Raw genomic sequence first — 24932 nt, forward strand, 5'->3', positions numbered from 1 at the left:
AACTTGGTTTCACTATTTGGAACCTCTAAATGGAAGCTAAGGGAGGAAACCATGCATTCCATGTTCAAGCGCACGGCGGCGGCGTTGGCTGCCAGTGTGGCAATTGCTGCTCCGGCATCAGCCGAACTCACCGGTGAGTTGCGGATCTTTCTCGACACGTCGAACCCCGCACCGCGAGCGACGATGGAAGCGATGATCGCGCGGTTCGCGGAACAGCATCCGGGTCTGGAAATTGAAACCACGGTGATCGACCGCGAGGCGTATAAAACGCAGATCCGAAACTTCCTGACCGCGGACACGCCAGACGTTGCAACATGGTACGCCGCGAACCGGATGAAGCCCTATGTCGAGGCGGGCCTGTTCGAAGATGTGTCGGACCTGTGGGCCGAGCCTGAAATTGCCGACAATCTGGCCTCGACCAAAGGCGCGATGACCATCGATGGCAAACAGTGGGGTGTGCCCTACACCTATTACCAGTGGGGTGTTTACTATCGCAAAGACATCTTTGACGAACTGGGCCTGAGCGAGCCGACCACCTGGGAAGAAGAGCTGGCAAACTGCCAGAAGATCATCGATTCCGGTCGCGCCTGCTATACCATCGGCACCAAGTTCCTGTGGACCGCGGGTGGCTGGTTCGACTACCTGAACATGCGCACCAACGGCTTCGACTTCCATCAGCAACTCGCAAATGGCGAGGTTAGCTGGGAAGACGACCGGGTCAAGCAGACCTTCGCCAACTGGAAGCAGCTGATCGACATGGGCGCGTTCATCGACAACCACCAGACCTATAGCTGGCAAGAGGCCCTGCCCTTCATGGTCAATGGCGAGGCAGCGGCCTACCTGATGGGCAATTTCGCTGTGGCACCGCTGCGTGAGGCAGGACTGACCGACGACCAACTGGATTTCTATCAGTTCGTTGCCATCAACCCCGATGTCGAACTGGCCGAAGACGCGCCAACCGACACCTTCCATATCCCGGCCAACGCGTCGAACAAGGAAGCGGCACGCGAGTTCCTGCGCTTTGTAGCCTCACCCGATGAACAGACCGAGATCAACAATGGTGCGAACCTTGGTCAGTTGCCGGTGAATGCACAATCGTCAGTCGATAACGACAAATTCCTACAGCAAGGCTTTGAGATGTTGTCGTCCAACAGCCCCGGTGGCGTTGCCCAATTCTGGGACCGTGATGCGCCTGCGGAAATGGCCAAGGTCTCGATGGAGGGCTTCCAGGAATTCATGGTCAAGCCGGACAATGCCGACCGGATTCTGGCCAAGCTGGAACGCGCTCGTCAGCGCATTTACGACAACTGATCGCAGTTCGGGCCGGGGTAGCGACCGGCCTGAACGCAACCCAAACGCAGGGTGGGTGTCAGCCCGCCCTGCCCCACAAACCAGAGATTTGTCATGACCGTTGCCGTCGACATCCCCGAACAGGAAAGCTGGTTCCACAGAAACCAACAGCGCATTGCGCCCTGGCTGTTTCTGGCGCCGGGCCTGCTGTTCTTCATGGTCTATGTGATCCTCCCGGTGTTCGAATCCTTCAACCTGTCGCTTTATGAATGGGACGGGCTGGGGGCGGCCGAATATGTCGGCTTTCGCAACTACGAAGACCTTTATTGGGAATGGGTCGACCGGGACGCTTTCTACGTCTCGCTCAAGAACAACCTGATCTGGCTGATCCTGTACCTACTGGCGATCCCTGCGGGTTTGTTTATCGCCCTGTTCCTGAACCAGACCGTTTGGGGCATCCGGCTGTACAAGTCGCTGTTTTTCTTCCCGTTTGTGATCTCGCAGGTGGTCGTTGGCCTTGTTTTCACATGGTTCTACGATCCAACCTTCGGCCTGCTGAATGAATTCCTGAGCCTGTTCGGCCTCGGCCCGCTGAATGTCCTGGGTGACGAGCGGTTCGTCACCTATGGCATCATCTTTGCCGGCCTCTGGCCGCAAACGGCCTATTGCATGATCCTGTACCTGACCGGCCTGAATGCCGTGGACCCGGAACAGATCGAGGCCGGACGTCTGGACGGCGCAAAAGGCTGGCGCATGCTGTGGCATATCATCCTGCCGCAACTGCGCCCGGCGACCTTCATCGCCTTTGTCGTGACCATTATCGGCGCGCTTCGGTCTTTCGACCTGATCTCGATCATGACCCAGGGCGGCCCGTTCGGTTCATCCCGCGTGCTGGCCTATTACATGTTCGAGGTCGCGCTCTCTGAATATGGCTTCCGCATGGGATATGGTGCCGCCATCGCGGTCGTCCTGTTCCTGATCATGCTCTGCTTCATCGCCTATTTCCTGTGGTCGATGTATCGCGAAGAGAAGGGGCACTGAGATGTTTCCCAAACCCATCGAAAAACAGCCCCGCGCGGCGCAGATCACCTATCAGGCCATGCTGCCGCTGGCCTTGCTGCTGTGGCTCGGGCCGCTTCTGGCCGTCGCGCTCTTCTCGGTCAAACCGGCTGCGGACTTCACCAACGCAAACTATTGGGGCATGCCGTCCAGCTTCGAAGGCGCGTTCAACTACGGGCAGGTGTTCTTCAACTCGGACATGCCGCGTTACCTGCTGAACTCGTTCCTGATCACTGTCCCCACGGTGATCGGTGCCGTCGCGCTCAGCTGCATGACCGGGTTCGCACTGGGAATCTACAAGTTCAAATCGAACCTCTGGATCTTCTTCATGTTTGTCGCGGGCAATTTCGTGCCCTTCCAGATCCTGATGGTTCCGGTCCGCGACCTGACCCTGCAACTGGGCCTCTACAACACCAAAACCGGTCTGGTCCTGTTCCACATCGCCTTCCAGACCGGGTTCTGCACGCTGTTCATGCGCAACTTCATCCGCGCCCTGCCGTTTGAACTGATCGAGGCCGCGCGGGTCGAGGGTATCAGCGAATGGCGCATCTTCTGGTACGTGGTGCTGCCGCTGATGAAACCCGCCATCGCCGCGCTCAGCGTGCTGATCTTCACTTTTATCTGGAACGATTATTTCTGGGCCGTCGTGCTGACCCAGGGCGCGGAAAGCCAGCCTGTCACCGCAGGGATCACAAGTTTCAATGCCCAATTCCGGGCCGCCTATCAGTTGATGAGTGCCGGCTCCATCGTCGCGGCCTTGCCGCCGGTGGCCATGTTCTTCCTCATGCAGAAACACTTCATCGCGGGTCTGACCCTCGGTGCCGTAAAATAACGTCAAACCAGAGGTTTGCCTCATGACAAAGATCACCTTTATTGGTGCGGGTTCCACGATCTTCATGCAGAACATCGTGGGCGACGCGCTGCTGACCCCTGCGCTCGCAGACAGCCACTTTGCGCTGATGGATATCGATCCGCTGCGTCTGGCCGAAAGCGAAGCCGTCGCCAAGGCGATGATCCGATCCGTCGGAGCAGGTGCGACCGTCTCCACCCACACGGATCGCCGTGCAGCGCTGGACGGGGCCGATTTCGTGATCACCGCGTTCCAGATCGGCGGATTCAAACCCTGCACGGTGACGGATTTCGAAATCCCCAAACAATACGGATTACGCCAGACGATTGCCGACACGCTGGGCGTGGGTGGCATCATGCGCGGCCTGCGCACGGTTCCTGTTCTGTGGGACGTCGCAAGGGACATGATGCAGCTCTGCCCCGACGCGACGCTGCTGCAATACGTCAACCCGATGGCGATCAACACCTGGGCGCTGGCCGAGCGTTTTCCGGCGCTGAAACACGTAGGTCTCTGCCACTCGGTCCAGAACACGGTCGAAGAACTGGCCCATGATCTGGACCTGCCTAAAGACGAGCTCCGGCACAAAGTTGCAGGCGTGAACCACGTCGCCTTCTTCCTCAGATTGGAACATCAGGGCCGCGACCTCTATCCGGCTCTGCGTCAGGGATACGCCAGCGGTCGTCTCCCCAAACCGCCGCTGCTTCACGCCCGCTGTCCCAACAAGGTACGCTACGAGGTGATGGACCATCTGGGTTATTTCTGCACCGAAAGTTCCGAGCATTTGGCGGAGTATGTCCCGTGGTTCATCAAAGACGGTCGGCAGGACCTGATCGAGCAGTTCAGCATCCCACTGGACGAGTATCCGACCCGTTGCCAGGAACAGGTCGCAAACTGGAAGGAACAGGCCAAGACCCTGACGGACGGGCGCGACATCGCGGTGATCCGCAGCCATGAATTTGCCGCGGACCTGATGAATGCGATCGTTACCGACGCGCCATATGCAGCCTATGGCAATCTGCCCAACACCGGTCAGATTCCGCAATTACCCCTCGGCGCTGCGGTTGAAACCCCATGCCTTGTGGATTCGAACGGCGTGCAGCCATCAGTTGTTACCGATATCCCGCCTCAACTGATCGCACTGATGCGCACCCAGATCAACGTGCACGAACTGACCGTTCGGGCATTGGTTGAGCAGAACCCCGAACACATCTATCACGCCGCCATGATGGACCCGCACACAGCCGCCGAGCTCGACCTTCGGCAGATCCGAAGCCTTGTCAACGACCTGCTGACCGCGCATTCCGACTGGCTGCCTGATTGGTGCCGACCTGCACGCGCCGCCTGATCTTCATCTTTTCAAAAATACTCAATTCTCGACCCAACCGGAAAAGCAACGACAGAAATGACCAAACGCCGCTCTCATAACTGGTATGGCAAACTGGACAAAGACGGCTTCATCCACCGCTCGTGGATGAAGAACCAGGGCTTCCCCGACCACGCCTTTGACGGGCGTCCCATTATCGGCATCTGCAACACCTGGTCCGAACTGACCCCCTGCAACTCGGGCCTGCGCGATTTGGCCGAGGGTGTCAAACGCGGCGTCTGGGAGGCCGGAGGCTTCCCGGTCGAATTCCCGGTCATGTCGCTGGGCGAGACGCAAATGAAGCCAACCGCCATGCTGTTCCGCAACCTGCTCGCGATGGATGTCGAGGAATCGATCCGCGCCTACGGGATCGATGGCGTTGTACTTCTGGGCGGGTGTGACAAGACCACACCCGGTCAGCTGATGGGCGCCGCCTCGGTCGACCTTCCGTCTATTGTCGTCAGTTCCGGCCCGATGCTGAACGGGAAATATCGAGGTCAGGATATCGGTTCGGGCACAGATGTCTGGAAGTTTTCCGAGGCGGTCCGTGCCGGAGAAATGACCCTGCAGGACTTCATGAACGCCGAATCCGGCATGTCCCGCAGCGCCGGGGTGTGCATGACCATGGGCACGGCTTCGACAATGGCCTCGCTGGTCGAGGCGATGGGCATGAGCCTGCCCACGAACGCCGCCCTGCCCGCTGTCGACGCCCGCCGCATGGCGCTGGCGCATCTGACCGGCAAACGGATTGTCGAGATGGTGGATGAAGATCTGAAACCTTCCGACATTCTATCCAGAGAAGCGTTTGAAAACGCCATTCTCGCCAACGCCGCCGTTGGCGGTTCGACCAATGCGGTCGTCCACCTTCTCGCGCTTGCGGGGCGCGTGGGGGTTGACCTGACACTTAAGGACATTGAAATCGGCTCGGACATCCCGCTGCTGGTGAATTGCATGCCGTCCGGCAAGTACCTGATGGAAGATTTCTGCTACGCAGGCGGCATGCCGGTCGTGCTTTCAGAATTGAAGCCCTTCCTCCGCCCTGCCAAAACCGTTCTCAACAAGGATATCTCGGCCCATTACGAAGGTGCGGAATGCTACAACCGTGATGTGATCCACGGGTTCGACGATCCGGTGAAACCCGCCGCCGGTCTGCGCGTGCTGCGCGGCAATCTCGCGCCGAACGGGGCCATCGTGAAACCCTCGGCCGCGACGGATACGCTGCTGGAAACCGAAGCCGAGGCCTATGTTTTCGAAAACATCGAAGACCTGAAAGCCAATATTGATCGTGACGATCTGCCGGTGACACCCGAGACCATGCTCGTGCTCAAGGGCTGCGGCCCCAGGGGCTATCCCGGCATGCCCGAGGTCGGCAACATGCCGATCCCGGCCAAGCTGGTGAAAGAAGGCGTGCGCGACATGATCCGCATATCCGACGCCCGCATGTCCGGCACCGCTTATGGCACCGTCATCCTGCATGTCAGCCCCGAGGCACAGGCGGGCGGCCCTCTCGCGTTAGTGAAAACCGGCGACCGTATTCGCGTTTCAGCCAGCAAGGGCGAGCTTGAGCTGCTCGTCGACGAAAACGAACTGGATGCCCGCCGTGCCGCCTGGCAGCCGGATGATCCGCCCTACACGCGCGGCTACGCGAAACTCTACATCGACCACGTCCTGCAGGCGGATCAGGGGGCGGACCTCGATTTCCTCGTCGGCAAAGACACCCGCCTTGTGACCAGAGAGAGCCACTGATGGATCAACCCGCCACATTTCACGACTTGAACGGCGCCTCGGTCTATATCACCGGCGGCGGCTCGGGCGTCGGCGCTGCACTGACGGATGGCTTTCTGGCCCAAGGCGCCAATGTCGCCTTTATCGGTCGCTCAGACGCCAGCGGATTTGTCGAAGAGATGCGGGAAAAGCACGGCCGCGCGCCCTTGTTCCTGCAGGGCGACATGACCGATACCGAATTGTTGCACGCCACAATGGCAAAGGCCGCCGAGGCGCACGGCCCTCTGAACGTATTGGTCAACAATGCGGCCAACGACAAGCGCCACTCGCTTGAGGAAACCACAACCGAGTTCTGGGACTGGATGATCGAGGTGAACCTCAAAGCCTATTATTTTGCCTGCCAGGAAGCCGCCCGTCAGATGCAGGGCAATGGTGGGGCGATCGTCAATTTCAGTTCGATCAGCTACATCATGGGCAACGCGGGCTATCCGATTTACACCACATCGAATGCCGGGATCACCGGCATGACGCGATCGCTGGCGCGTGAACTGGGGCCGCAGAAAATTCGCGTCAACGCGCTCGCCCCCGGTTGGGTGCTAACGCAGAAACAACTGGATATGTGGGCCACGCCCGAAGATTTGGCCGCGCATCTGGACCGCCAATGCCTCAAGGACCATCTGACGCCCGAAGACATGGTTGCGCCAACCTTGTTTCTGGCGTCCGAGGCCAGCCGGGCCATGACCGGGCAGTGCATGGCCGTCGATGGCGGCGTCGTGGTATCGGGGTGAGGCTATGAAGACGGAATGGATCGCTGTTGATTGGGGAACGTCTCACTTGCGGGCCTGGGCCATGCAGGGCGATGCGGTTCTGGATACGGCGCAATCAGATCAGGGCATGTCCCGCGTGGCCAAGGATGAGTTTCAGGATACGCTACTTGCGCTCATCGAACATTGGCTGGGTGACGCCCCGGTCGACGTCATCGCCTGTGGCATGGTCGGTGCACGGCAGGGTTGGGTCGAAGCGCCCTATTCGGCGGTGCCTTCGGCCCCGTTGCCCGGCGCTCCGATCCGGGTACCAAATACCGATCCCCGAATCCGCGCCTTCGTGGTGCCCGGTTTGAAACAGAACACGCCACCGGACGTCATGCGCGGCGAAGAAACCCAGATCGCCGGATTCCTGTCAACGCGCGCAAACTGGGACGGTGTGATCTGCCTGCCCGGCACGCATACGAAATGGGTGCAGGTCAGCGCCGCCGAGGTGGTCAGCTTCCGCACCTTCATGACGGGCGAAATGTTCGACTTGCTTCGCTGCCAATCGGTGCTGCGCCATTCGGTCGGCGACGGCTGGGATGACACCGCCTTCGCCGAGTCCGTCGAGGATGCCTTGTCGAAACCGGAACAGTTGGCCGCGCGCCTGTTCGGGTTGCGCGCCGCGGATTTGCTGCATGCGCAGGACGGCGGCGTCGCGCGGGCGCGTCTATCCGGACTGCTGATCGGCGCAGAGCTTGCAGCCTCGCGCCCATATTGGCTGGGGCAGCAGATCGCTGTTGTCGGCACGGAAGGTCTGTCCGAAATCTATGTCAAAGCCCTGCAAAATCAGGGCGCATTTGTCGAAACGGCAAATGCCACACAATCCACTTTGGCCGGCCTGACAATGGCCCGCAACCTGACGAGGCAAACTGCATGAGCCGCCCCATCATCGCCATTCTGCGCGGCCTGACCCCGACCGAGGCTGCACCCGTTGCGCAGGCCCTGATCAAAGCCGGGATAGACCGGATCGAAGTTCCGCTGAATTCACCCGAACCATTTGAGAGCATCGGCATCATGGCCGTGGAATTCGGGGATCGCGCCCTGATCGGGGCCGGCACCGTTTTGACTGCGGATCAGGTCGATACAGTGGCGGACGTGGGCGGTAAACTCATCGTTTCACCGAATTGCGACGCCGAGGTGATCGGGCGTTCGGTCGCGCGGGGCCTGGAAAGCTGGCCCGGTATCTTCACGCCAACGGAAGCTTTCGCCGCATTGCAGGCCGGCGCCACCGGTCTCAAGCTGTTTCCCGGCTCGATGGCCGGACCTCAGGGGCTGTCCGCGCTGCGGGCGGTTCTGCCTTCCGGCACGCAAGTCTTCGCCGTGGGCGGTGCGGGCACTGACAACTTCGGCACTTGGATCAAGGCCAGTGCGGATGGGTTCGGTATCGGCTCGGCACTTTACAAACCCGGCATGACAGTGAAGGACATCGCCGAACGCGCCCGTCAGATCGTTTCAGCCTATGACAAGGCAATCGCATGACCCAGATTCACGATGACCGCCCCTGCGAACTGGGCGAAGGCCCGCTGTGGCACCCCGCCAGACGGCAATTGTTCTGGTTCGACATCATCGGCAAGCGCCTGATGACACGCGAAAACGGAGAACCGCAGAGCTGGACCTTCGATGAACACGTCTCAGCCGCCGGCTGGGTAGATCGCGCGACGCTGCTGATTGCCTCGGAAACCGGGGTGTGGCGGTTTCGCCTGCAAGACGGTCAGAAAGAACTGGTCGCGCCGCTCGAAGCCGACAACCCTGTCACACGCTCGAATGACGGGCGCGCCGATCCCTGGGGCGGTTTCTGGATCGGAACCATGGGCAAAAACGCCGAGCCGGGTGCCGGGGCGATCTATCGGTATTCGCGTGGCGATTTACGCCGTCTTGTACCGGATGTGACGATCTCGAACGCGATCTGTTTCGCGCCGGACAAATCCTGCGTCTATTATGCCGATACCGTGACGCAGCAGGTCATGCGATGGTCCTTGAACCCCGACACCGGCTGGCCCGAGGGCGATCCGTCGGTGTTTCTGGACCTGCGCGCAGACGGGTTGAACCCGGATGGAGCCGTCGTGGACTGCGTCGGCAACATCTGGATCGCGCAATGGGGCGCCTCACGCGTGGCGGCATATGACTCCGCGGGCCGGTTCCTGCAAGCCGTGGCCTTTCCCGCAAGACATACCTCGTGCCCTGCCTTTGGCGGTGACGATCTGACGACGCTCTTTTGCACAACGGCACGCGAAGGACTGGATGCAGACACGGTCGAAACGGAACCCACCAACGGAATGACCTTCGCCGCACCGGACGCGGGTCGCGGTCAGCCCGAACCACGGGTCCTTCTATGACCCCAGAACTTGGCGTCTGCTACTATCCCGAACACTGGCCCGAGGCGATGTGGGCCAAGGATGCCGCCCGCATGGTCGAAACCGGGCTGACATGGGTCCGCATCGGTGAATTCGCATGGGGCCGGATGGAACCCTCATCCGGTGATCTGCGTTTGGATTGGCTCGACCGAGCAGTTGAGACCCTGGGCAACGCGGGTCTCAAGGTGGTTCTGGGCACGCCCACGGCGACGCCACCGCGCTGGATCGTGGACAAAAATCCCGACATGCTGGCCGTTGACGCGCAGGGCAACCTGCGGAAGTTCGGTTCGCGGCGCCATTATTGCTCTAGCCATCAGGGGTATATCAGCGAATGCACCCGCATCGCCCGGATCTTGGGCGAGCGGTACGGGCGTAACCCGCATGTCGCAGCCTGGCAGATCGACAATGAATATGGTTGTCACGATACGGTGCTCAGCTACAGCCCGCCTGCCCGGCAGGCTTTTCGGGCCTGGCTGGAAGCGCAGTACACCTCGATCGCGGCACTCAACGAAGCATGGGGCAACGTGTTCTGGTCGATGGAATATGACAGTTTCGACCAGATCGACCTGCCCAACCTAACCGTGACCGAGCCCAACCCTGCGCACGTGCTCGCCTTCCGCCGGTTCAGCTCGGATCAGATGGTGGCGTTCAACAAGGCGCAGGTTGACGTGCTGCGGCCCCTGACCGACGCACCGCTCTTGCACAACTACATGGGACGGGTGCTGGATTTCGATCACTTCAAACTCGGTCAGGATCTGGATATCGCCACATGGGACAGCTATCCCATCGGGTTCCTGTCTGACCGGCTCGAGGCCGACGCCGACCACAAGGCCGCCTTTCTGCAACAGGGCGACCCGGACATGCAGGCCTTTCACCATGACCTCTATCGCGCGGTTGGTCGCGGTCGCTGGTGGGTGATGGAGCAGCAGCCCGGCCCGGTGAACTGGGCTCCCTACAACCCGGCGCCACTGCCCGGCATGGTCCGGCTGTGGTCGTTGGAGGCGGTGGCCCATGGGGCCGAAGTGGTCAGCTATTTCCGATGGCGGCAAGCCCCGTTCGGGCAAGAGCAGATGCACGCGGGGCTGCAAACCCCATCAGGACACGATGCCCCCGGTCTGGCCGAAGCGCGCCAGACGGCCGAAGAACTTGCCGGTTTGGGTGACATCGAACCTTGTCAGGCACAGGCGGCGATCCTGTTCGACTATCCCTCGGACTGGGCTTGGGCAACGCAACCTCAGGGCGCGGGGTTCGATTACTTCCGGCTGGTGTTCTCGGCGTACCGAGCCCTGCGGCGCGCGGGCTTGTCGGTGGATATTGTTTCGGCGTCGGATATTCCGAGCGGGCGCTACAAGGTGATCGTTGCACCGGGTCTGGCCACATTGGACGACACTGCGATCAAAAACCTGACCGAGGGCTGCGCCCTTGCCGTTCTCGGCCCACGCACAGGCGCAATTTCGCGTGACTTCCAGATCCCCCCGCAGGGCCGCCCGGGCCTGCCCTCGCTGGATTGCTCCATAGATCTGATCGAGACATTGCCGCCCGGTTCCGAACGTCCCGTTGCGGGCGGCGGCGCGGCGGCACATTGGGTGGAACGGCTGTCCGGCTCCGCCGCTGATCTGCTGAGCTTTGATGATGGCACTCCGGCGCTAAAGGGGGGCGACGGGCAATGGTATCTCGCCGGTTTCCCGGATGATGTGCTGTGGGATCGGTTGGTGGCCATGGCTGCAGAACAAACTGGTCTGACCCTGCACCCGATGCCGCCGGGTCTCCGAAGACGCGAAACCGCGCGCCATGAGGTGCTGGTGAACTATAATGCTGAACCCGTTGAGTGGAACGGAACACTGGTGCCGGGCTGCGGCGTTGTGTTCAACACCTCGGGTCCGGACACTCCCTGACTCGGGGCTGCTCAAAAAGTTTGATACCGCTAACATAACCTGCTAGGGGCCTCTGGCAGGTCTCGGTCCGATTTTGCAAAATGATGGCGGACCAAGTATCGAAACCAGAAGCAAACCGGGATCACCGACATTGCCCAATACCAGCCAACCCAGCGCTCATACACATTGGAACCTTGTCGCCGATATCGGCGGGACCAACACGCGGCTCGGCGTTGTCACGAACGGTGTCCTCACCGATTTGCGCAAACACCCGACCGGGACACTGGCCGAACTGCTCGAAGCGTTGCACGCCCTGCGCGATGAAATAGGTACTGCCCCTCTGGCCGTGGTGGCCGCCGGCGCCGGGCCGGTCAAGGACGGCCGCATCCGTCTGACCAACGCGCACCTCGACCTGTCCGAGGACGAGCTTGCCCGCGCCACCGGGTCCAAGCACACTTACGTAATCAACGACTTCACCGCCGCCGCCTGGTCCGTGGCCGAGATTACGGGCGCGGATGTCGAAGTTCTGCAAGGCGCCGCGACCCCTCCGACGGGAACACGGCTGGTGGTGGGCCCCGGAACAGGACTGGGGGTCGGCGCACTGCTCTATTCCGAGGGGCACTTCCACACAGTGTCAGGCGAAGGCGGCCATATGGGCATCTCGCCCCGCCACCGTGATGAAGTCGATGTATTCGATGCCGCCCGCCGGATCGCACCGGACTGTTTCTTTGGCGACAGCCTGACGCTTGAAGCCGAGATGTTTCTGAGCGGAACAGGTTTGCCGGTTCTGTATCAGGCAGTGGGCATGGCGGAAGGGCAAGGCAATACTCCGGTCCGGTCCGCCAAGGACATACTGCAGGGCGCGTGTGACGGATCAGATCCTTGCGCCGTCAAAACCGCACGAATCTTCACCGAGCATCTGGGCGCCATCATGGGTGATCTTTCTGTGGCGCTGGTGCCCACAGGCGGTGTCTTCCTCGTGGGTGGCGTGGCAGAGAAAAACCGCTGGCTGTTTGGGCAGGATTTTCTGCGCGCATTCAACGCGGGCGGTCGCTTTGACGCCTTGCGTCAATCCATGAACCTGTATGTTTCCGAACAGGACGAATTCGGCATTGTTGGCGCTAACAATTTCTGCAAAAATGCGCTCGCGCACTGAACAAATGGTTTAGAACCCAGCCGTCAAAGAAGGAAACGTGAATGATCCTGTGCTGCGGAGAAGCCCTGATCGACATGATTGCCGAGCCTACGGTTTCCGGCGCCGAAGGATTTGTGCCCCATTCCGGCGGTGCGGTTTTTAATACTGCCATCGCCTTGGGTCGTCTGAGCGCACCCGCCGGTATGCTGACGGGCCTTTCGACGGACATGTTCGGAAAACAACTGGCTGATGCGTTGCAGGCCAGCCATGTGGACACGACCCATCTGATCCGGTCGGATCGTCCCACGACATTGGCGTTTGTACAACTGGAAGACGGCCACGCCTCCTATAGTTTTGTCGACGACAACTCGGCCGGCCGGATGTTGCGCCCCGAGGATATGCCAAAGCAACTACCAACCGCCAGCGCGCTCTATTTCGGGGGCATCAGCCTCGCCTGCGAACCCTGCGCCGATGCCTACGCGGCATTGCTGGAAGGCCATGGCGCAGATCGCGCCGTGATGATGGATCCGAATATCCGCCCCGGCTTCATCAAGGACCAGACCCGCTATCGCACCCGGCTGAACCGAATGATCGCGCAATGTGACATCGTCAAGGTATCGGATGAGGATCTGGACTGGATCATACCGGGACCTGAGAGCCTTGCGGAAAAGGTCCCTCTGTTGTTGCAGGCTGGCCCCGCGGTGGTAATCATCACACGTGGCGGCGATGGTGCGACCGGCTATCTGGCGGACGGCACCCAGGTCTCGGTTCCCGTCAAACCGGTTCAGGTTGTCGACACTGTCGGGGCAGGCGATACTTTCAACGCGGGTGTTTTGGCCGAACTCGACCGGGCGGGTCACCTGAACAAATCCGCCCTGCGCGCTCTGCCGCCGGAAAGCCTGCGATCGGCGTTGGCCAAAGGCGCCGAAGTGGCTGCAATTACCGTGTCCCGCGCCGGAGCGAACCCGCCCTGGGCACATGAACTTTGATATCGACGAGACACCCATGAAACGTTCCGACATCAACCGCATTAAGACCGAGGCGCAGGCCTTCATCCGCTCGTTCGGCGCCGTTCTGCCGCCCTTTGCCGACTGGTCTCCCGAACAGATGCGCGGTGCGCAGGCTGCGGGTATCCGCGAACGCGGGTTGGGTTGGGATATTACCGATTACGGTCAGGGCCGGTTTGATGAGCTTGGCCTGTTCCTCTTTACCCTGCGCAATGGCGACGTGAACGACCTGACCCAGGGCCGCGGGATGCTGTATGCCGAAAAGCTGCTGATCTCGCGCGAAAAGCAGCTGTCTCCGATGCATCGCCACATCCTCAAGGCTGAGGACATCATCAATCGGGGTGGTGGTGATCTGGTGATGGAGATCTATGCCTCGGACGCCGAAGGCGGCATTGACCGCGAAACGCCGGTCGTGGTGCCCAGCGACGGGTGCCCGATCACGATCCAGCCGGGCGAGCATCTGCGCCTGAAACCGGGGCAAAGCGTAACCCTGATGCCCGGTATCTGGCACGCTTTCTGGGCCGAACAGGGGGATTGCCTGATCGGCGAGGTCTCGACCGTCAACGACGACCGCACCGACAACGTGTTCGAAGATCCGATCCCCCGCTTTGCAACCATCGAGGAAGATGCCGAACCCGATTTCCTGCTGGTTGCGGATTATTAGACAAGCCGCTCTGTCCGACGCCCAGTCTGCCCCTCGGTCGCACTGATCGTTTCAAACGTTGTTTCTAAATGCAGTGGGGGTCTGCCCGAACTCGGCCCGAAATGCCCGTGTCATCGCACTGGGGTTCTCATAGCCGCAGCGGCTGGCGATTTCGGCCACCGACTGATCGGTTTCGGCAGCAAGCTTGCGGGCGAGGTTCAACCGCAGTCGCCGATATAGCGCACGCGGGGTCGTTCCAAGGTCCGATCGAATGCAGGTTTCAATCTTCTTTTGAGAACATCCCAGCTTGCTGGCGATCTCCGATATCTGAATTGGCGTTTCCAGCGCGTTCTGCATGATCGCCAACACGCGGTTCACCAATGAGCTTTCGGACTTCATCGGCAGGGAATAGGCCTGTGGGGTTCCCCGGTGCATCAGCAGATACGCAATTTCCATCGACAACAGCGGCCCGTGATCGGCACGGATCAGCTTGTCGGTCAGATCAAAGGTGGCCATCGCCCCCGAACAGGTCATCCGGTTTCCGTCGATTACGAAACGTTCGTGTACCACGTCGACATTGGGAAACGTCTCTTCAAATCGGGACAGTTCTTCCCAATGGATCGTGGCACGGCACTCATCCAGCAGACCGGCACGGGCCAGCAGCCAGCTACCGGTGTCCAACCCGGCCAGTTTTACGTGCCGCTTGGCAGCCGCCCTGAGCGCGCGGGCAACCTGTGCTGAGTCCAATTTCAGAAACCCGTAGGAGGGCATGACGACCAGAACATCGCCCTTCTCCTGCCCCAACGCATCATGGGGTGAAACCTGCAAACCACTGGAGCTTTGGACGGGCAGTCCGTCCATCGAATAGAATCGCCAGGCATAAAGCGGTTTACGCGACAACGTGTTCGCCGCGCGTAAAGGCTCGACCATGTTTGCAAGGCAAAGGTTCGAGAACCCGTCAAACAGAACAAAGTTGAATCTCTGCATCAATTTTTCCAGTTCTGCACGACAACAAGCCAATTCAGCATGCCATTGCATAATGCGCTGCGGTTTCATCCGTCAATCACCTATCAAAGGAAGCCGCCTTATGAATTTTGGTTTGTCCGACGAACAGGAAATGATCGTTTCCACCGTTCGCAGCTTTGTGGAAAACGAAATCTACCCGCATGAAGACGCCGTGGAGCGTTCGGGCCAGGTGCCGCATGAGCTTGGTGAGGACATCAAGCGGAAGTGCATCGACCTGGGGTTCTATGCCTGCAACTTCCCCGAAGAGGTTGGCGGTGCCGGCCTGTCGCATCTCGATTTCACACTGGTCGAGCGGGAACTGGGTCGCGGGTCCATGGCGCTGACGCATTTCTTTGGCCGCCCGCAGAACATCCTGATGGCCTGCAACGACGACCAGCGCGAGCGTTACCTGCTGCCCGCAGTACGCGGCGAAAAGATGGACGCGCTGGCAATGACCGAACCGGATGCGGGATCGGACGTGCGCGGCATGAAATGCCAGGCCGTAAGGGATGGCGGAGACTGGGTCGTCAACGGCTCGAAACACTTTATTTCGGGCGCGGAACACGCCGATTTTTTCATCGTCTTCATCGCGACCGGCGTGGATGAAACCCCGAAGGGCCCGAAAAAGCGGATCACCACCTTCCTTGTGGACCGTGGCACGCCGGGTTTCGAAGTGCGCGAGGGGTATAACTCGGTCAGCCACAGGGGTTACAAGAACTACATCCTCTATTTCGACAATTGCCGCCTGCCGGACGCACAGGTTCTGGGCGAGGTCGATGGCGGCTTTGCGGTGATGAACGAATGGCTCTATGCCACCCGCCTGACGGTCGCGGCCTTTTCGGTCGGTCGCGCGCGCCGCTGCTTTGACTACGCGCTGAACTATGCCGCCGAGCGGAAGCAGTTCGGTCAGCCCATCGGCAAGTTCCAGGGTGTCGGGTTCCAGATCGCCGACATGATCACCGAAATTGATGCCGCCGACTGGCTGACCCTGTCTGCGGCCTGGCGTCTGGATCAGAACCTGCCCTCGAACCGCGAGATCGCCTCGGCCAAGCTCTACGCGTCCGAAACTCTGGCACGGGTCACGGATACGACACTGCAGATCTTTGGCGGCATGGGTCTGATGGATGACTTCCCGATCGAACGCTTCTGGCGTGACGCCCGGGTCGAGCGCATCTGGGACGGCACCAGCGAAATTCAGCGCCACATCATAAGCCGCGATCTTCTGCGCCCCTTGGGGGCATGAGACCGCGTCCCGGCGGAGGGTTGGTTATGGCAGGCAACGCTCTCAACCTGCTGAACCTGTTCTCCGCCGGGGGCCTTTCCAAACGCCACGATCAGGATCGTCAATGAACAAAGATCTTTCCCGGCTGCTGCGCCCGAAAACCATTGCCGTCATAGGCGGCGGCGCGTGGTGTCAACAGGTTATCCTGCAATCGGAACGCATGGGCTATGCCGGGCAGATTTGGCCGGTGCATCCCAATGCCCGCGAAATCGCCGGGCATGCGGTTTTTTCCCGGCTCGAAGACCTGCCAGCCGCGCCTGATGCAGTCTTCATCGGCATCAACCGGCACGCCACCATCGAGGCTGTAAAACTGTTGTCTGATACGGGTGCGGGCGGGGCCGTGTGTTTCGCCTCGGGCTTTTCCGAGGCGGTGGCCGAGGACGACACCGGCGGGGACCTGCAGGATCAACTGATCACTGCAGCGGGCAACATGCCAATTCTGGGGCCGAACTGCTATGGCTTCATCAACGCGCTGGACGGGGCGCTGCTGTGGCCGGATCAGCACGGCGCCGTTCGGGTTGAAAAGGGTGTCGCGATCCTGACGCAAAGTTCGAATATCTCGATCAACCTGACCATGCAAAAACGCGGACTGCCGATTGCCTATATGGTGACCTGCGGAAACATGGCCCAGACCAGCCAGGCCGAGATTGCTGCGTCGCTGATCGACGATCCGCGCGTTACCGCGGTGGGTCTGCATATCGAAGGGTTCAAGGATATCCGCGAGTGGGAGGAACTGGCGGCCAAGGCGCATCAAAAGGGTATCCCGCTTGTCGCCCTCAAAGTTGGCGCGTCCGAACAGGCGCAGGCGGCGACCGTATCTCACACTGCCTCGCTGGCGGGCAGCGACGCAGGAGCGCAGGCACTGCTGGAACGCCTCGGCATTCCGCGCCTGCCCGCCCTGCCCGACTTTCTCGAAACACTGAAACTGTTGCATTGCTATGGTCCGTTGCCGGGCGGCAATATCGCTTCGATCAGTTGTTCGGGGGGTGAGGCCAGTCTGATCGCGGATATGGCGGTTGGCACCGGATTAACCTTCCCCCGCCTGACCGACGACAAGAAGATCAGATTGCGCGATGCACTTGGGCCAATGGTGGCTTTGAGCAACCCATTGGATTATCACACTTATGTCTGGCGCGACGAGGGTGCGATGGCACGGGCATGGTCCGGGATGACCGGGGATGACATCGACCTGACTTTCTCGATTGTCGACTACCCGACCACCGATGCCACGGATTGGGCCTGTGCCTCGCGCGCCGCATTGAAAGTTCGGGCCGAGACCGGTGCGCGTTTCGCCATCACTGCAACGCTGCCGGAACTCCTACCCGAAGACGTTGCACAAAAGCTGATGGATGGCGGCGTTGTCCCCCTGATGGGTCTGCGAGAAGCCCTGTCCGCCGCACGCGCAGCCAGTCAGATCACGGCACCCAATATTGATCCCGTTTGCCTGCCGGGCGAGGCCGAAGCGACCCGGACCCTGACCGAAGGTGAGTCCAAACAGGCGCTGGCCAATCACGGCCTGCGCATACCGCAGAACCGGACAGTGCGCGGCGCTGCTGAGGCCTGGTCCGCCGCGCTAGAGCTGGAGGCGCCCTTTGCCGTCAAAGGTGTCGGTCTGGCGCACAAGTCCGAACATAGCGCCGTTCGCCTGGGGGTTCAGGCTGCGGACGTGGCGAACGTGGCCACAGAGATCGGCACCGACGAGATCCTGATCGAAGAAATGATTACCGGAACCGTAGCCGAGCTGCTGGTCGGCGTCGTGCGCGATCCGGCCCATGGATTCGTTCTGACACTCGGCGCGGGCGGCGTGCTGACCGAAGTGCTGCGCGATACCACATCGCTGCTGGTGCCCAGCACCCCCGATGACATCCGCGCCGCCCTTGGGAAACTGAAGATCGCGCCGTTGCTGTCGGGCTATCGCGGTCAGCCGCCGGCTGATATGGATGCGATCATCACCGCAGTTCAGGCCGTTCAGGCCTATGTCATGCAAAATGCCGACACGCTTGGCGAGGTCGAGATTAACCCGCTTCTCTGCACGCCTGACAAGGCGGTTGCAGTGGATGCCCTCATCAGAAAGGCCTGAGACATGGACCCGATCAAAACCCGTCGCGACGGCGCAATTCTCGAAGTGACGCTCGACCGGCCAAAAGCCAACGCCATCGATCTGGCTACCAGCCGTGTCATGGGCGAGGTCTTTGCCGAGTTCCGCGATGACCCCGACCTGCGCGTCGCCATCCTGACGGGCGCGGGTGACAAGTTCTTTTGCCCGGGTTGGGATTTGAAGGCTGCGGCCGACGGTGACGCCGTTGACGGAGATTACGGCGTTGGCGGATTTGGCGGCCTACAAGAGCTGCGCGACATGAACAAGCCGGTCATCGCTGCGGTGAACGGAATTGCCTGCGGAGGCGGGCTCGAGCTGGCCATCTCGGCTGACATGATCCTGGCGGCCGAACATGCGACCTTTGCCCTGCCCGAAATTCGCTCGGGCACCGTTGCGGATGCTGCCAGCGTCAAACTTCCCAAGCGCATCCCCTACCACATCGCCATGGAGCTTCTGTTGACCGGGCGCTGGTTCGACGCCGAAGAAGCCAACCGGTGGGGTCTGGTGAACGAAGTTGTTCCCGCCGACCAACTGATGGATCGCGCATGGGAACTGGCACGCCTGCTGGCCTCGGGTCCGCCGCTGGTTTACGCCGCAATCAAAGAAGTCGTGCGGGATGCGGAAGACAGCAAGTTTCAGGACGCCATGAACCGCATCACCAAACGCCAGCTGCGCACTGTCGACGTGCTCTATGCCAGCGAGGATCAGTTGGAAGGCGCGCGCGCCTTTGCCGAAAAGCGCGATCCGGTCTGGAAAGGCAAGTAAAGTACCCCTCTATCGAAACGTGGTCGCGGCGGGAAAACCCGCCGCATCTCAGATTGCGGCGCCAAACGCGTCAGGATGTCGTGACCGACGCCGTCAGGCCGCGATGCAGGCCCTATTCAGCCGTTTCAAGGCGTACCGACCTTACAGACGGGTCAACCCGCCCGTATGCGGCCAGCAATCGCCCGGTCCATTTCTGCGCGATGTAATCCGCCATGAAGCGCGACGGGGCCACAAGAGTTGCCACGCCCCCTGCCCTTTCGGCCTCACTGAGATGCTGAAACCAGCTTGACCACAGTTCGGGGTCGCGGGCGTGCAACGCGGCCTGAACAAGGCTCCAGACATCATCGCCTGCCGGCGCCTCGGGTGGGGGCTTGACCTTGAAGGGAACAATGTTGGTTTCAGGCTCGGCCCCCTGCCCCATCCTCTCCTGAAAATCCGTTCCGATGACCGGCCAGATTTCGGACGTGTCGATCATGATCTGCTTGAGGTCCAGTTCATACACGGCCACTCGGCCACGCGCCGCCGGTCGCTTGACCGCAATCCACCCCATACCGCGAAACCTGGCCATCTCCCGTTTGACGGTCCGTTGATCGACGGACCACAGGCGCGCGATCTCCTCGCGACCGATCGACAATTCGTTGGTGCGCCAGTTGTACCGTGTAGTTATCAATGTCAGAATGCGCAGAATACTGCGTTGCCGGTGCTTGTCCCCGGACAATGCATGAACGCCCAATGCAGAGAGAATATCATATTTCAAGGCTGGCGCATTCCGGCCAACCGGTTTCGTAACCTGCATTCGCGTCCTCACCGTTCTGTCTGCCTCATGCGGGATGTCCCGCAGCTCTGCGTCGTTTCCCAACGCTTTTCGTGATGTTGCACTGATTAGCGTCCAAAGCATCGATTCTGTCAAGTGAAGACTGTCCGGCACCGGAACTCGGCGCATGATCCTCAAAAAATAATTAAAGAAATTGGTGAAGTATTGGTGAAGGGGGACAGCCAGAGTGACCCCCTATTTGAGGCTTTTGTCCCCCTAAATCCGGGTATATCGCCTCTAGCGTCCCCCTAAATGATGTGGTCATCGCTAATGTGACCCCATGGCTGCCGGGCATGGCTTCCGAATCGGTCGCTGCCCTGGAACCCTTTGTTTTCTTACCCGTGGGTAAGATCGCTATCACATGATAATTTCTTTTGCCAAATATGCAAATCGCGCGTAAAAAGCGAACAGGTCAAAATTAACGTCCAATATAATGAGGCAGAGGCATGTACACGCACGAAGACCTGAATGCATTGCGCAATCAGTCTCTCAAATTGCAAGGCTGGATCAGGCAGCAGACATTCAGCCCCGAGATGGAGAAAACTCTGAGACGATTTTCCAGCTGGGAAGTCTCCGAGCTGATCTTCCGGGTCAACCAATCGACTTTCCGCGGCAAGCTGGCCGCGGACCCTTCGCTGCCGGGGGGCGAGGTCGAGCCCGAAGGACGCCAACGATGGTTCAGTCTGGATGAGGTCAACGAGCTGCGGCGGCGCCTCAAGGTCAATCGAAAATCGCTGATGCCGCCCCGCCCGGTGGGTAAGCGGGCAATCCGCGCCGCTGTGGCGAACTTCAAGGGTGGTGCGGGAAAATCAACCGTTGCACTCCACCTGGCCCATGCCGCAGCGCTGGACGGCTATCGTGTCCTCGTCGTCGACTTTGACCCACAGGCGACGCTGAGCCATTCCATGGGGCTGACGGACGTGGCCGAAGACTTCACGGTCTGGGGCATCATGGCGCGGGACCTGATCCGGGAAACCGAGCGTATGAACAACAGGCCCGCAGCGGCCCAGTCCGGAACCACCCTGCCCCGCCGTGAACTGCCGCCTTCGATCTCGGACATGGGCCTCGGCGATCTGCGCATCTCGGACTTTATCAAGCAGACGTCTTGGTCGACCATCGATGCGATCCCCTCCTGCGCCAATGCCGCCTTTGTCGAATTCGCTTCGGCACAATACCGTCACCTCAATCCTGAGTGGTCTTTTTTTGCTGCCGTTTCCCGCTATCTGGATCAAATCCCCGACGACGCTTATGACCTGATCCTTTTCGATTGCCCCCCGGCGATCGGGTATCAATCGATGAACGCGGTGTTTGCAGCGGACATGCTCTACATCCCTTCCGGCCCCGGCTATTGGGAGTATGATTCGACGACGTCGTTCATCGGACAATTGGCCGAGGCGTTGGAGGATCTGGCCTATGGTTTCGACAAAACCTTACCCACGGGTAAGATCGGCCTACCCAAAACGTTCTGCGAACTGCGTTTTTTGCTGACGCGGTATGAGCCGGGCAATGCACTGCACCTGGCCATGTTCGACGCCTTTCGCAAGGTCTTTGGCGACCATGTTGCGGAGCATCCTGTCGAAATGACCCGCGCGGTCGAACAGTCCGGTCGCTTTCTGAGTTCGGTCTACGAGATGGACTATCGCGAGATGACCCGCGAGACCTGGCGCCGCGCGCGCTCGACCTTTGACAACGTGTATGAGGAATTCCGGGGCGTGATGCTGTCGGCCTGGGACAAGCTGGAGGATGACTCATGAGCCGCAAACGCAGAATGTTCGATATCGACATGCCGGCGATGGAAGATATTCCGGTTGGCAAAGTTCCCGACAAAGTACTCGAGAAACGGCGCGGGCCAATGGCTGCGGCCATTTCCGAAAATGCAGATGCCTTGCGGGATCAACAAACCACCGAGGATGCCATTCGGGCCGAAAACGACAAACTGGCCCATGAACTTGTTCGGCTGCGGTCCGAAGGTCTGGTGATTGAGCGGATTGCGCTTACAGACGTCATGACAGACAAGTTGAAGCGCGACCGAAAGCCGGGCCCTGATCCCGAATTGGATGAATTGAAGGCGTCCATCAAGGAAATCGGCCTGTCCAATCCGATCCGGGTCGAACGCCGTCCGGACGGTCGATTTGACCTGATCCAGGGGATGCGGCGCCTGTCGGCCTACCGCGCGCTCCTCGAAGAAACGAGTGATGACATCTACACGACGATTCCCGCTGGCATCGCCGAAGTCGCAGCACTGGACGACAGCTATCGCCGTATGGTGGACGAGAATCTGATCCGAAAAGATATCTCATTCGCCGAGATGGGAGCCCTTGCGCGGGCCTATACCGAAGATCCGGCCAATGACTGCGCGGAGGTCGACAAGGCCGTGGCCATTTTGTTCAAATCGGCAAGTTACACCAAGCGGAGCTATATTCGTGCGTTTGCGAGCCTGTTGGCGATGCTGGACAAGGTGTTGATGCATCCCAACGATATTCCGCGCAACGTAGGTGTAGAGCTTAAGCGGAAGCTGGACGGTGATCCCGGACTTGTGCGTCAAGTCAGCACTGCTTTGATGGCGGAACCTGACCGGGATAGCGCCAGAGAAATTGCGATCTTGCGCGGGTTTCTGGGTGTGAACTCGGTTCCGGTTGCAAAAAGTCAGGCCAAAACTGCAAGTAAACCGCGTCGTGCCAAGACGACATTTCAGGTTTCGGGCAGGGCGGGTATCGCAAAATGTTCTGCGTCCAGTGGGCGAATTGAACTCAGATACGATCTGGATTTCACCAGGATTGATCGCGCCAAGTTGGAAGGCGCTATTGCGGCGCTGATCGATAATCTACAAGAAGAAGATGATCTTACCCACGGGTAAGAAATATCGCGAGAAGATGCGGGAGAGCGATGGACTTCTTTGCCTTCCGCGCATTCACCCCAACAAATCGGTTGCCGGATTCTCTGCGACATCCACGTCATCGTAATATTTCTGCGCCTGGGCAAGGGACCGATGCAGGGACAGGCGCATCGCGGCCTGAATGGGCGCGCCGTCCAGCGCGGCCTGGGTCAGGAAGCCGGAGCGCAGCCCGTGCGGCGAGGCGAAGCCCGCAGGCAATCCGGCCAGTGTCAGACGGTGTTTCACGATCTGGTAGATCGCATCCGGGCTGAGGCGACGTTTCAGCACCCGGTCGGCCTTGGAGATGGGGCGGAAGAGGGGGCCGTCGCTGATCCCGCCCACGTCGATCCAATGCACCAGCGCCTGTGCCGCGCGGCCCTTCAGCACCAGCCGAGGGGTCTCGCCCTTGACCGTGGTCTTGGTCTCCAGCAGGGATAGCCAGACGAGACCTTTCTCATCGAACTCTTTCAGCGCAACGTCTTGACGCATCAGCCCGGTGATCTCCGACCGGCGGCGGCCGCCCGAGGCCCAGCCCAGCATCAGCAAAGCCCGGTCGCGGCAGTCCCGGCGAGAACCCCGGCAGGTCGCCAGCATCTGTTCCAGTACATCGCGGGTGATCGGGTGTTGCGATTTCGGGGCCGGGGGGCGGGCGGCGGCGCGGCGGGCCTTGGACCGGGCCTGCTTCACCTGTGGCGCCTCGAACGGGGAGGCGAGGTTTTTCATCCGGTGAAACGCCAGCCAGGAGGCGATGCGCCGGTCCAGGGTGGACGGGGCCGGGCAGGCCAGGGATTTGCGCAGCCCTTGGGCGATCAGTGTTTCCGCTGTCTGGCGCGCGATATCATCCTCTGGCGTGTCGCCAAGATCGCGGGCGTGATCGAGGATAAAGGCCAGCGCGGTGGCCTCGCTTTCGGGCCAGCTGAGGGCCGTCCCGAAGCGCGCCTGGTTCCAGGCCGTGATGTAGAGCAGGTCGCGCTCATAGGCACGCAGAGTGTTTTCCGGTGTGCCACGCACATAGAGATCGGTGAGAGCCTCCTGATCGGCCATGGAGAGGGCAGGGAAGGCGGCAGGCTGATAGGGGGCAGGTGGCTTCATGGCCTGCATTCTGCGCCCATTCCCCGGTAAAATCAATCAAGCATGATAAGGGATACTTATCGGATATAATACCGTCCCCACAAAATACGCTTGGTAAAACACAAAAAATCTATATTTTGGTCGCCAATGACACCAAACCCTGACGATACCGACGCGTTCGACGATCCAACCCGGTCGATCTACGATCCTGATCCGGTGCCCGAGGAGGATTTGTGGTTTCTGCCGCAAGCGCCCGAGCCGGGGGCGGCGCCCACCGATCTGCCCTGGCCGGTGGCGGCGCGGGAAGGATCGCTGCAGCCCGAGATCTGGCTGCGGGCCGAACAGGCCTGTTATCGCGATCTGCTGGCCGCGGTCACGGCGGTGGCCCGGTTTGGCGAACGGTTGCGCCGGATGCCGGCCGGGGTGGGGGAGCGGCTTGCGCTGCAGTCTGTCTCTGCCACCTTAAGGGCCGAGGGGATCTGGCTCGGGCCCGAAAAGATCGCGCTCTACCGCGCCCTGCGCCTGGCCGGGGAAGACGAGGCGCGGTCGCTGGCGCGGGCCAGCTGGGCGGTGCGGCGGTTGCTGGGGCAGGGCCCGTCCGCATCCGATGATCTGCGCGCCTTCCTGGGGCGGGCCGAGGTTGCGGATGCACAAGATCCCGACCCGGATGCCGGCCGGCCGGTGGGCGCGGAGCTGGACGCGCTTGGCGCGGGGTTTCGGGCGCATCATGAGCGGCTGGACGCGGGTCACGCGATGACACGCGCCGCCTGCGATCTGGCCTTCTGGCGCCGGGAAGGGCTCACGCCATGGGACGAAATTCTGGAACCGGTGGTGGCGGCGATGAGGGCCGGGGCAGGGGGGCTGGCGCCGTTTCTGCCGGTCTCGAGCGGCCACCGGTTCGACCGCCACGCGC

The 24932-nt window shown here is 60.6% G+C and carries 21 protein-coding genes and 1 pseudogene; 19 read left to right on the forward strand and 3 right to left on the reverse strand.

All coding sequences use genetic code 11. From position 1 onward, the window contains the following. The first annotated feature begins 51 nt into the window (after positions 1–51). From AC2TEL_RS12825 to AC2TEL_RS12885, 13 genes are all read left to right on the forward strand, one after another. Positions 52–1311 (forward strand): ABC transporter substrate-binding protein, encoded by a 1260-nt coding sequence (locus tag AC2TEL_RS12825; RefSeq protein ID WP_480862437.1) that lies wholly within the window; start codon positions 52–54, stop codon positions 1309–1311. A 93-nt stretch (positions 1312–1404) separates the two neighbouring features. Continuing rightward, positions 1405–2331, forward strand: coding sequence for a carbohydrate ABC transporter permease (locus AC2TEL_RS12830; RefSeq protein ID WP_480842029.1), 927 nt, complete (start codon positions 1405–1407; stop codon positions 2329–2331). Between the two features lies 1 nt (position 2332). Then, a complete protein-coding gene (locus tag AC2TEL_RS12835; RefSeq protein WP_299948950.1) occupies positions 2333–3181 on the forward strand; it encodes a carbohydrate ABC transporter permease in 849 nt (282 codons plus the stop codon). A 22-nt stretch (positions 3182–3203) separates the two neighbouring features. After that, entirely contained in the window at positions 3204–4544 is a 1341-nt protein-coding gene (melA, locus tag AC2TEL_RS12840) for an alpha-galactosidase (protein WP_480842031.1), read from the forward strand. Positions 4545–4601: 57 nt separating this feature from the next. Then, positions 4602–6308 carry an IlvD/Edd family dehydratase gene (locus AC2TEL_RS12845; protein WP_480862439.1) on the forward strand — a complete coding sequence of 569 codons (1707 nt, stop codon included), beginning with the start codon at positions 4602–4604 and terminating at the stop codon, positions 6306–6308. Further along, a complete protein-coding gene (locus AC2TEL_RS12850) occupies positions 6308–7075 on the forward strand; it encodes an SDR family NAD(P)-dependent oxidoreductase (RefSeq protein ID WP_480862441.1) in 768 nt (255 codons plus the stop codon). Before AC2TEL_RS12845 ends, AC2TEL_RS12850 begins: the two co-directional genes overlap by 1 nt. A 4-nt stretch (positions 7076–7079) precedes the next feature. Next, entirely contained in the window at positions 7080–7973 is an 894-nt protein-coding gene (locus AC2TEL_RS12855; RefSeq protein ID WP_480842037.1) for a 2-dehydro-3-deoxygalactonokinase, read from the forward strand. Beyond that, complete coding sequence (locus AC2TEL_RS12860; RefSeq protein ID WP_480862443.1) at positions 7970–8575, forward strand: 2-dehydro-3-deoxy-6-phosphogalactonate aldolase; 606 nt, start codon at positions 7970–7972, stop codon at positions 8573–8575. Before AC2TEL_RS12855 ends, AC2TEL_RS12860 begins: the two co-directional genes overlap by 4 nt. Then, entirely contained in the window at positions 8572–9432 is an 861-nt protein-coding gene (locus AC2TEL_RS12865) for an SMP-30/gluconolactonase/LRE family protein (protein ID WP_480862445.1), read from the forward strand. Before AC2TEL_RS12860 ends, AC2TEL_RS12865 begins: the two co-directional genes overlap by 4 nt. Then, on the forward strand, positions 9429–11345 hold the full coding sequence (locus AC2TEL_RS12870; protein WP_480862447.1) for a beta-galactosidase: 1917 nt from the start codon (positions 9429–9431) through the stop codon (positions 11343–11345). Before AC2TEL_RS12865 ends, AC2TEL_RS12870 begins: the two co-directional genes overlap by 4 nt. Before the next feature lie 130 nt (positions 11346–11475). Then, positions 11476–12480, forward strand: coding sequence for a glucokinase (locus AC2TEL_RS12875; RefSeq protein ID WP_480862449.1), 1005 nt, complete (start codon positions 11476–11478; stop codon positions 12478–12480). A gap of 41 nt (positions 12481–12521) precedes the next feature. Next, positions 12522–13448 (forward strand): carbohydrate kinase family protein, encoded by a 927-nt coding sequence (locus AC2TEL_RS12880; protein ID WP_480904298.1) that lies wholly within the window; start codon positions 12522–12524, stop codon positions 13446–13448. 16 nt (positions 13449–13464) lie between these two features. Then, positions 13465–14130 carry a D-lyxose/D-mannose family sugar isomerase gene (locus AC2TEL_RS12885; protein WP_480842049.1) on the forward strand — a complete coding sequence of 222 codons (666 nt, stop codon included), beginning with the start codon at positions 13465–13467 and terminating at the stop codon, positions 14128–14130. Positions 14131–14181: 51 nt separating this feature from the next. On the opposite strand, the gene AC2TEL_RS12890 is transcribed toward AC2TEL_RS12885, so the two are convergent. After that, positions 14182–15096 (reverse strand): GlxA family transcriptional regulator, encoded by a 915-nt coding sequence (locus tag AC2TEL_RS12890; protein ID WP_480862453.1) that lies wholly within the window; start codon positions 15094–15096, stop codon positions 14182–14184. 100 nt (positions 15097–15196) lie between these two features. Between AC2TEL_RS12890 and AC2TEL_RS12895 the strand changes: the two genes are divergently transcribed. The 3 genes from AC2TEL_RS12895 to AC2TEL_RS12905 all read left to right on the forward strand — a co-directional run bounded on the left by AC2TEL_RS12895 (position 15197) and on the right by AC2TEL_RS12905 (position 19259). Beyond that, on the forward strand, positions 15197–16357 hold the full coding sequence (locus AC2TEL_RS12895; protein ID WP_480862455.1) for an acyl-CoA dehydrogenase family protein: 1161 nt from the start codon (positions 15197–15199) through the stop codon (positions 16355–16357). Between the two features lie 103 nt (positions 16358–16460). Continuing rightward, positions 16461–18476, forward strand: a complete 2016-nt coding sequence (locus tag AC2TEL_RS12900; protein WP_480904300.1) for an acetate--CoA ligase family protein — start codon at positions 16461–16463, stop codon at positions 18474–18476. Positions 18477–18479: 3 nt separating this feature from the next. Continuing rightward, positions 18480–19259 carry a carnitinyl-CoA dehydratase gene (locus AC2TEL_RS12905; RefSeq protein WP_480862459.1) on the forward strand — a complete coding sequence of 260 codons (780 nt, stop codon included), beginning with the start codon at positions 18480–18482 and terminating at the stop codon, positions 19257–19259. A 112-nt stretch (positions 19260–19371) separates the two neighbouring features. Here the strand turns inward: AC2TEL_RS12905 and AC2TEL_RS12910 are convergent, their stop codons facing one another. Further along, positions 19372–20055, reverse strand: a complete 684-nt coding sequence (locus tag AC2TEL_RS12910) for a DnaA N-terminal domain-containing protein (protein ID WP_480842058.1) — start codon at positions 20053–20055, stop codon at positions 19372–19374. A gap of 464 nt (positions 20056–20519) precedes the next feature. Here AC2TEL_RS12910 and AC2TEL_RS12915 point away from each other — a divergent pair, with 464 nt between their 5' ends. Both AC2TEL_RS12915 and AC2TEL_RS12920 read left to right on the forward strand, forming a co-directional pair. Further along, positions 20520–21827, forward strand: coding sequence for an AAA family ATPase (locus tag AC2TEL_RS12915; protein WP_480862461.1), 1308 nt, complete (start codon positions 20520–20522; stop codon positions 21825–21827). Continuing rightward, complete coding sequence (locus AC2TEL_RS12920) at positions 21824–22930, forward strand: ParB/RepB/Spo0J family partition protein (RefSeq protein ID WP_480842061.1); 1107 nt, start codon at positions 21824–21826, stop codon at positions 22928–22930. The genes AC2TEL_RS12915 and AC2TEL_RS12920 overlap by 4 nt, the downstream gene beginning before the upstream one ends. A gap of 54 nt (positions 22931–22984) precedes the next feature. Here AC2TEL_RS12920 and AC2TEL_RS12925 read toward each other — a convergent pair whose 3' ends face one another. Further along, positions 22985–24076, reverse strand: coding sequence for a tyrosine-type recombinase/integrase (locus AC2TEL_RS12925; RefSeq protein WP_480904303.1), 1092 nt, complete (start codon positions 24074–24076; stop codon positions 22985–22987). 90 nt (positions 24077–24166) lie between these two features. Here AC2TEL_RS12925 and AC2TEL_RS12930 point away from each other — a divergent pair. After that, positions 24167–24932 (forward strand): annotated as a pseudogene (locus AC2TEL_RS12930) (hypothetical protein); the annotation flags it as partial.

This window comes from Ruegeria sp. HKCCD9138 (assembly GCF_057220975.1).

What these genes read in the sequence shown, in the direction of transcription:
- AC2TEL_RS12910 (WP_480842058.1), bottom strand. Translation starts at nt 20,055, where the DNA reads ATGCAGGTTACGAAACCGGTTGGCCGGAATGCGCCAGCCTTGAAATAT.
- AC2TEL_RS12860 (WP_480862443.1), top strand. Translation starts at nt 7,970, where the DNA reads ATGAGCCGCCCCATCATCGCCATTCTGCGCGGCCTGACCCCGACCGAG.
- AC2TEL_RS12880 (WP_480904298.1), top strand. Translation starts at nt 12,522, where the DNA reads ATGATCCTGTGCTGCGGAGAAGCCCTGATCGACATGATTGCCGAGCCT.
- AC2TEL_RS12830 (WP_480842029.1), top strand. Translation starts at nt 1,405, where the DNA reads ATGACCGTTGCCGTCGACATCCCCGAACAGGAAAGCTGGTTCCACAGA.
- AC2TEL_RS12915 (WP_480862461.1), top strand. Translation starts at nt 20,520, where the DNA reads ATGTACACGCACGAAGACCTGAATGCATTGCGCAATCAGTCTCTCAAA.
- melA (WP_480842031.1), top strand. Translation starts at nt 3,204, where the DNA reads ATGACAAAGATCACCTTTATTGGTGCGGGTTCCACGATCTTCATGCAG.
- AC2TEL_RS12835 (WP_299948950.1), top strand. Translation starts at nt 2,333, where the DNA reads ATGTTTCCCAAACCCATCGAAAAACAGCCCCGCGCGGCGCAGATCACC.
- AC2TEL_RS12905 (WP_480862459.1), top strand. Translation starts at nt 18,480, where the DNA reads ATGGACCCGATCAAAACCCGTCGCGACGGCGCAATTCTCGAAGTGACG.
- AC2TEL_RS12900 (WP_480904300.1), top strand. Translation starts at nt 16,461, where the DNA reads ATGAACAAAGATCTTTCCCGGCTGCTGCGCCCGAAAACCATTGCCGTC.
- AC2TEL_RS12870 (WP_480862447.1), top strand. Translation starts at nt 9,429, where the DNA reads ATGACCCCAGAACTTGGCGTCTGCTACTATCCCGAACACTGGCCCGAG.
- AC2TEL_RS12850 (WP_480862441.1), top strand. Translation starts at nt 6,308, where the DNA reads ATGGATCAACCCGCCACATTTCACGACTTGAACGGCGCCTCGGTCTAT.
- AC2TEL_RS12855 (WP_480842037.1), top strand. Translation starts at nt 7,080, where the DNA reads ATGAAGACGGAATGGATCGCTGTTGATTGGGGAACGTCTCACTTGCGG.
- AC2TEL_RS12920 (WP_480842061.1), top strand. Translation starts at nt 21,824, where the DNA reads ATGAGCCGCAAACGCAGAATGTTCGATATCGACATGCCGGCGATGGAA.
- AC2TEL_RS12825 (WP_480862437.1), top strand. Translation starts at nt 52, where the DNA reads ATGCATTCCATGTTCAAGCGCACGGCGGCGGCGTTGGCTGCCAGTGTG.
- AC2TEL_RS12845 (WP_480862439.1), top strand. Translation starts at nt 4,602, where the DNA reads ATGACCAAACGCCGCTCTCATAACTGGTATGGCAAACTGGACAAAGAC.
- AC2TEL_RS12865 (WP_480862445.1), top strand. Translation starts at nt 8,572, where the DNA reads ATGACCCAGATTCACGATGACCGCCCCTGCGAACTGGGCGAAGGCCCG.
- AC2TEL_RS12890 (WP_480862453.1), bottom strand. Translation starts at nt 15,096, where the DNA reads ATGCAGAGATTCAACTTTGTTCTGTTTGACGGGTTCTCGAACCTTTGC.
- AC2TEL_RS12895 (WP_480862455.1), top strand. Translation starts at nt 15,197, where the DNA reads ATGAATTTTGGTTTGTCCGACGAACAGGAAATGATCGTTTCCACCGTT.
- AC2TEL_RS12885 (WP_480842049.1), top strand. Translation starts at nt 13,465, where the DNA reads ATGAAACGTTCCGACATCAACCGCATTAAGACCGAGGCGCAGGCCTTC.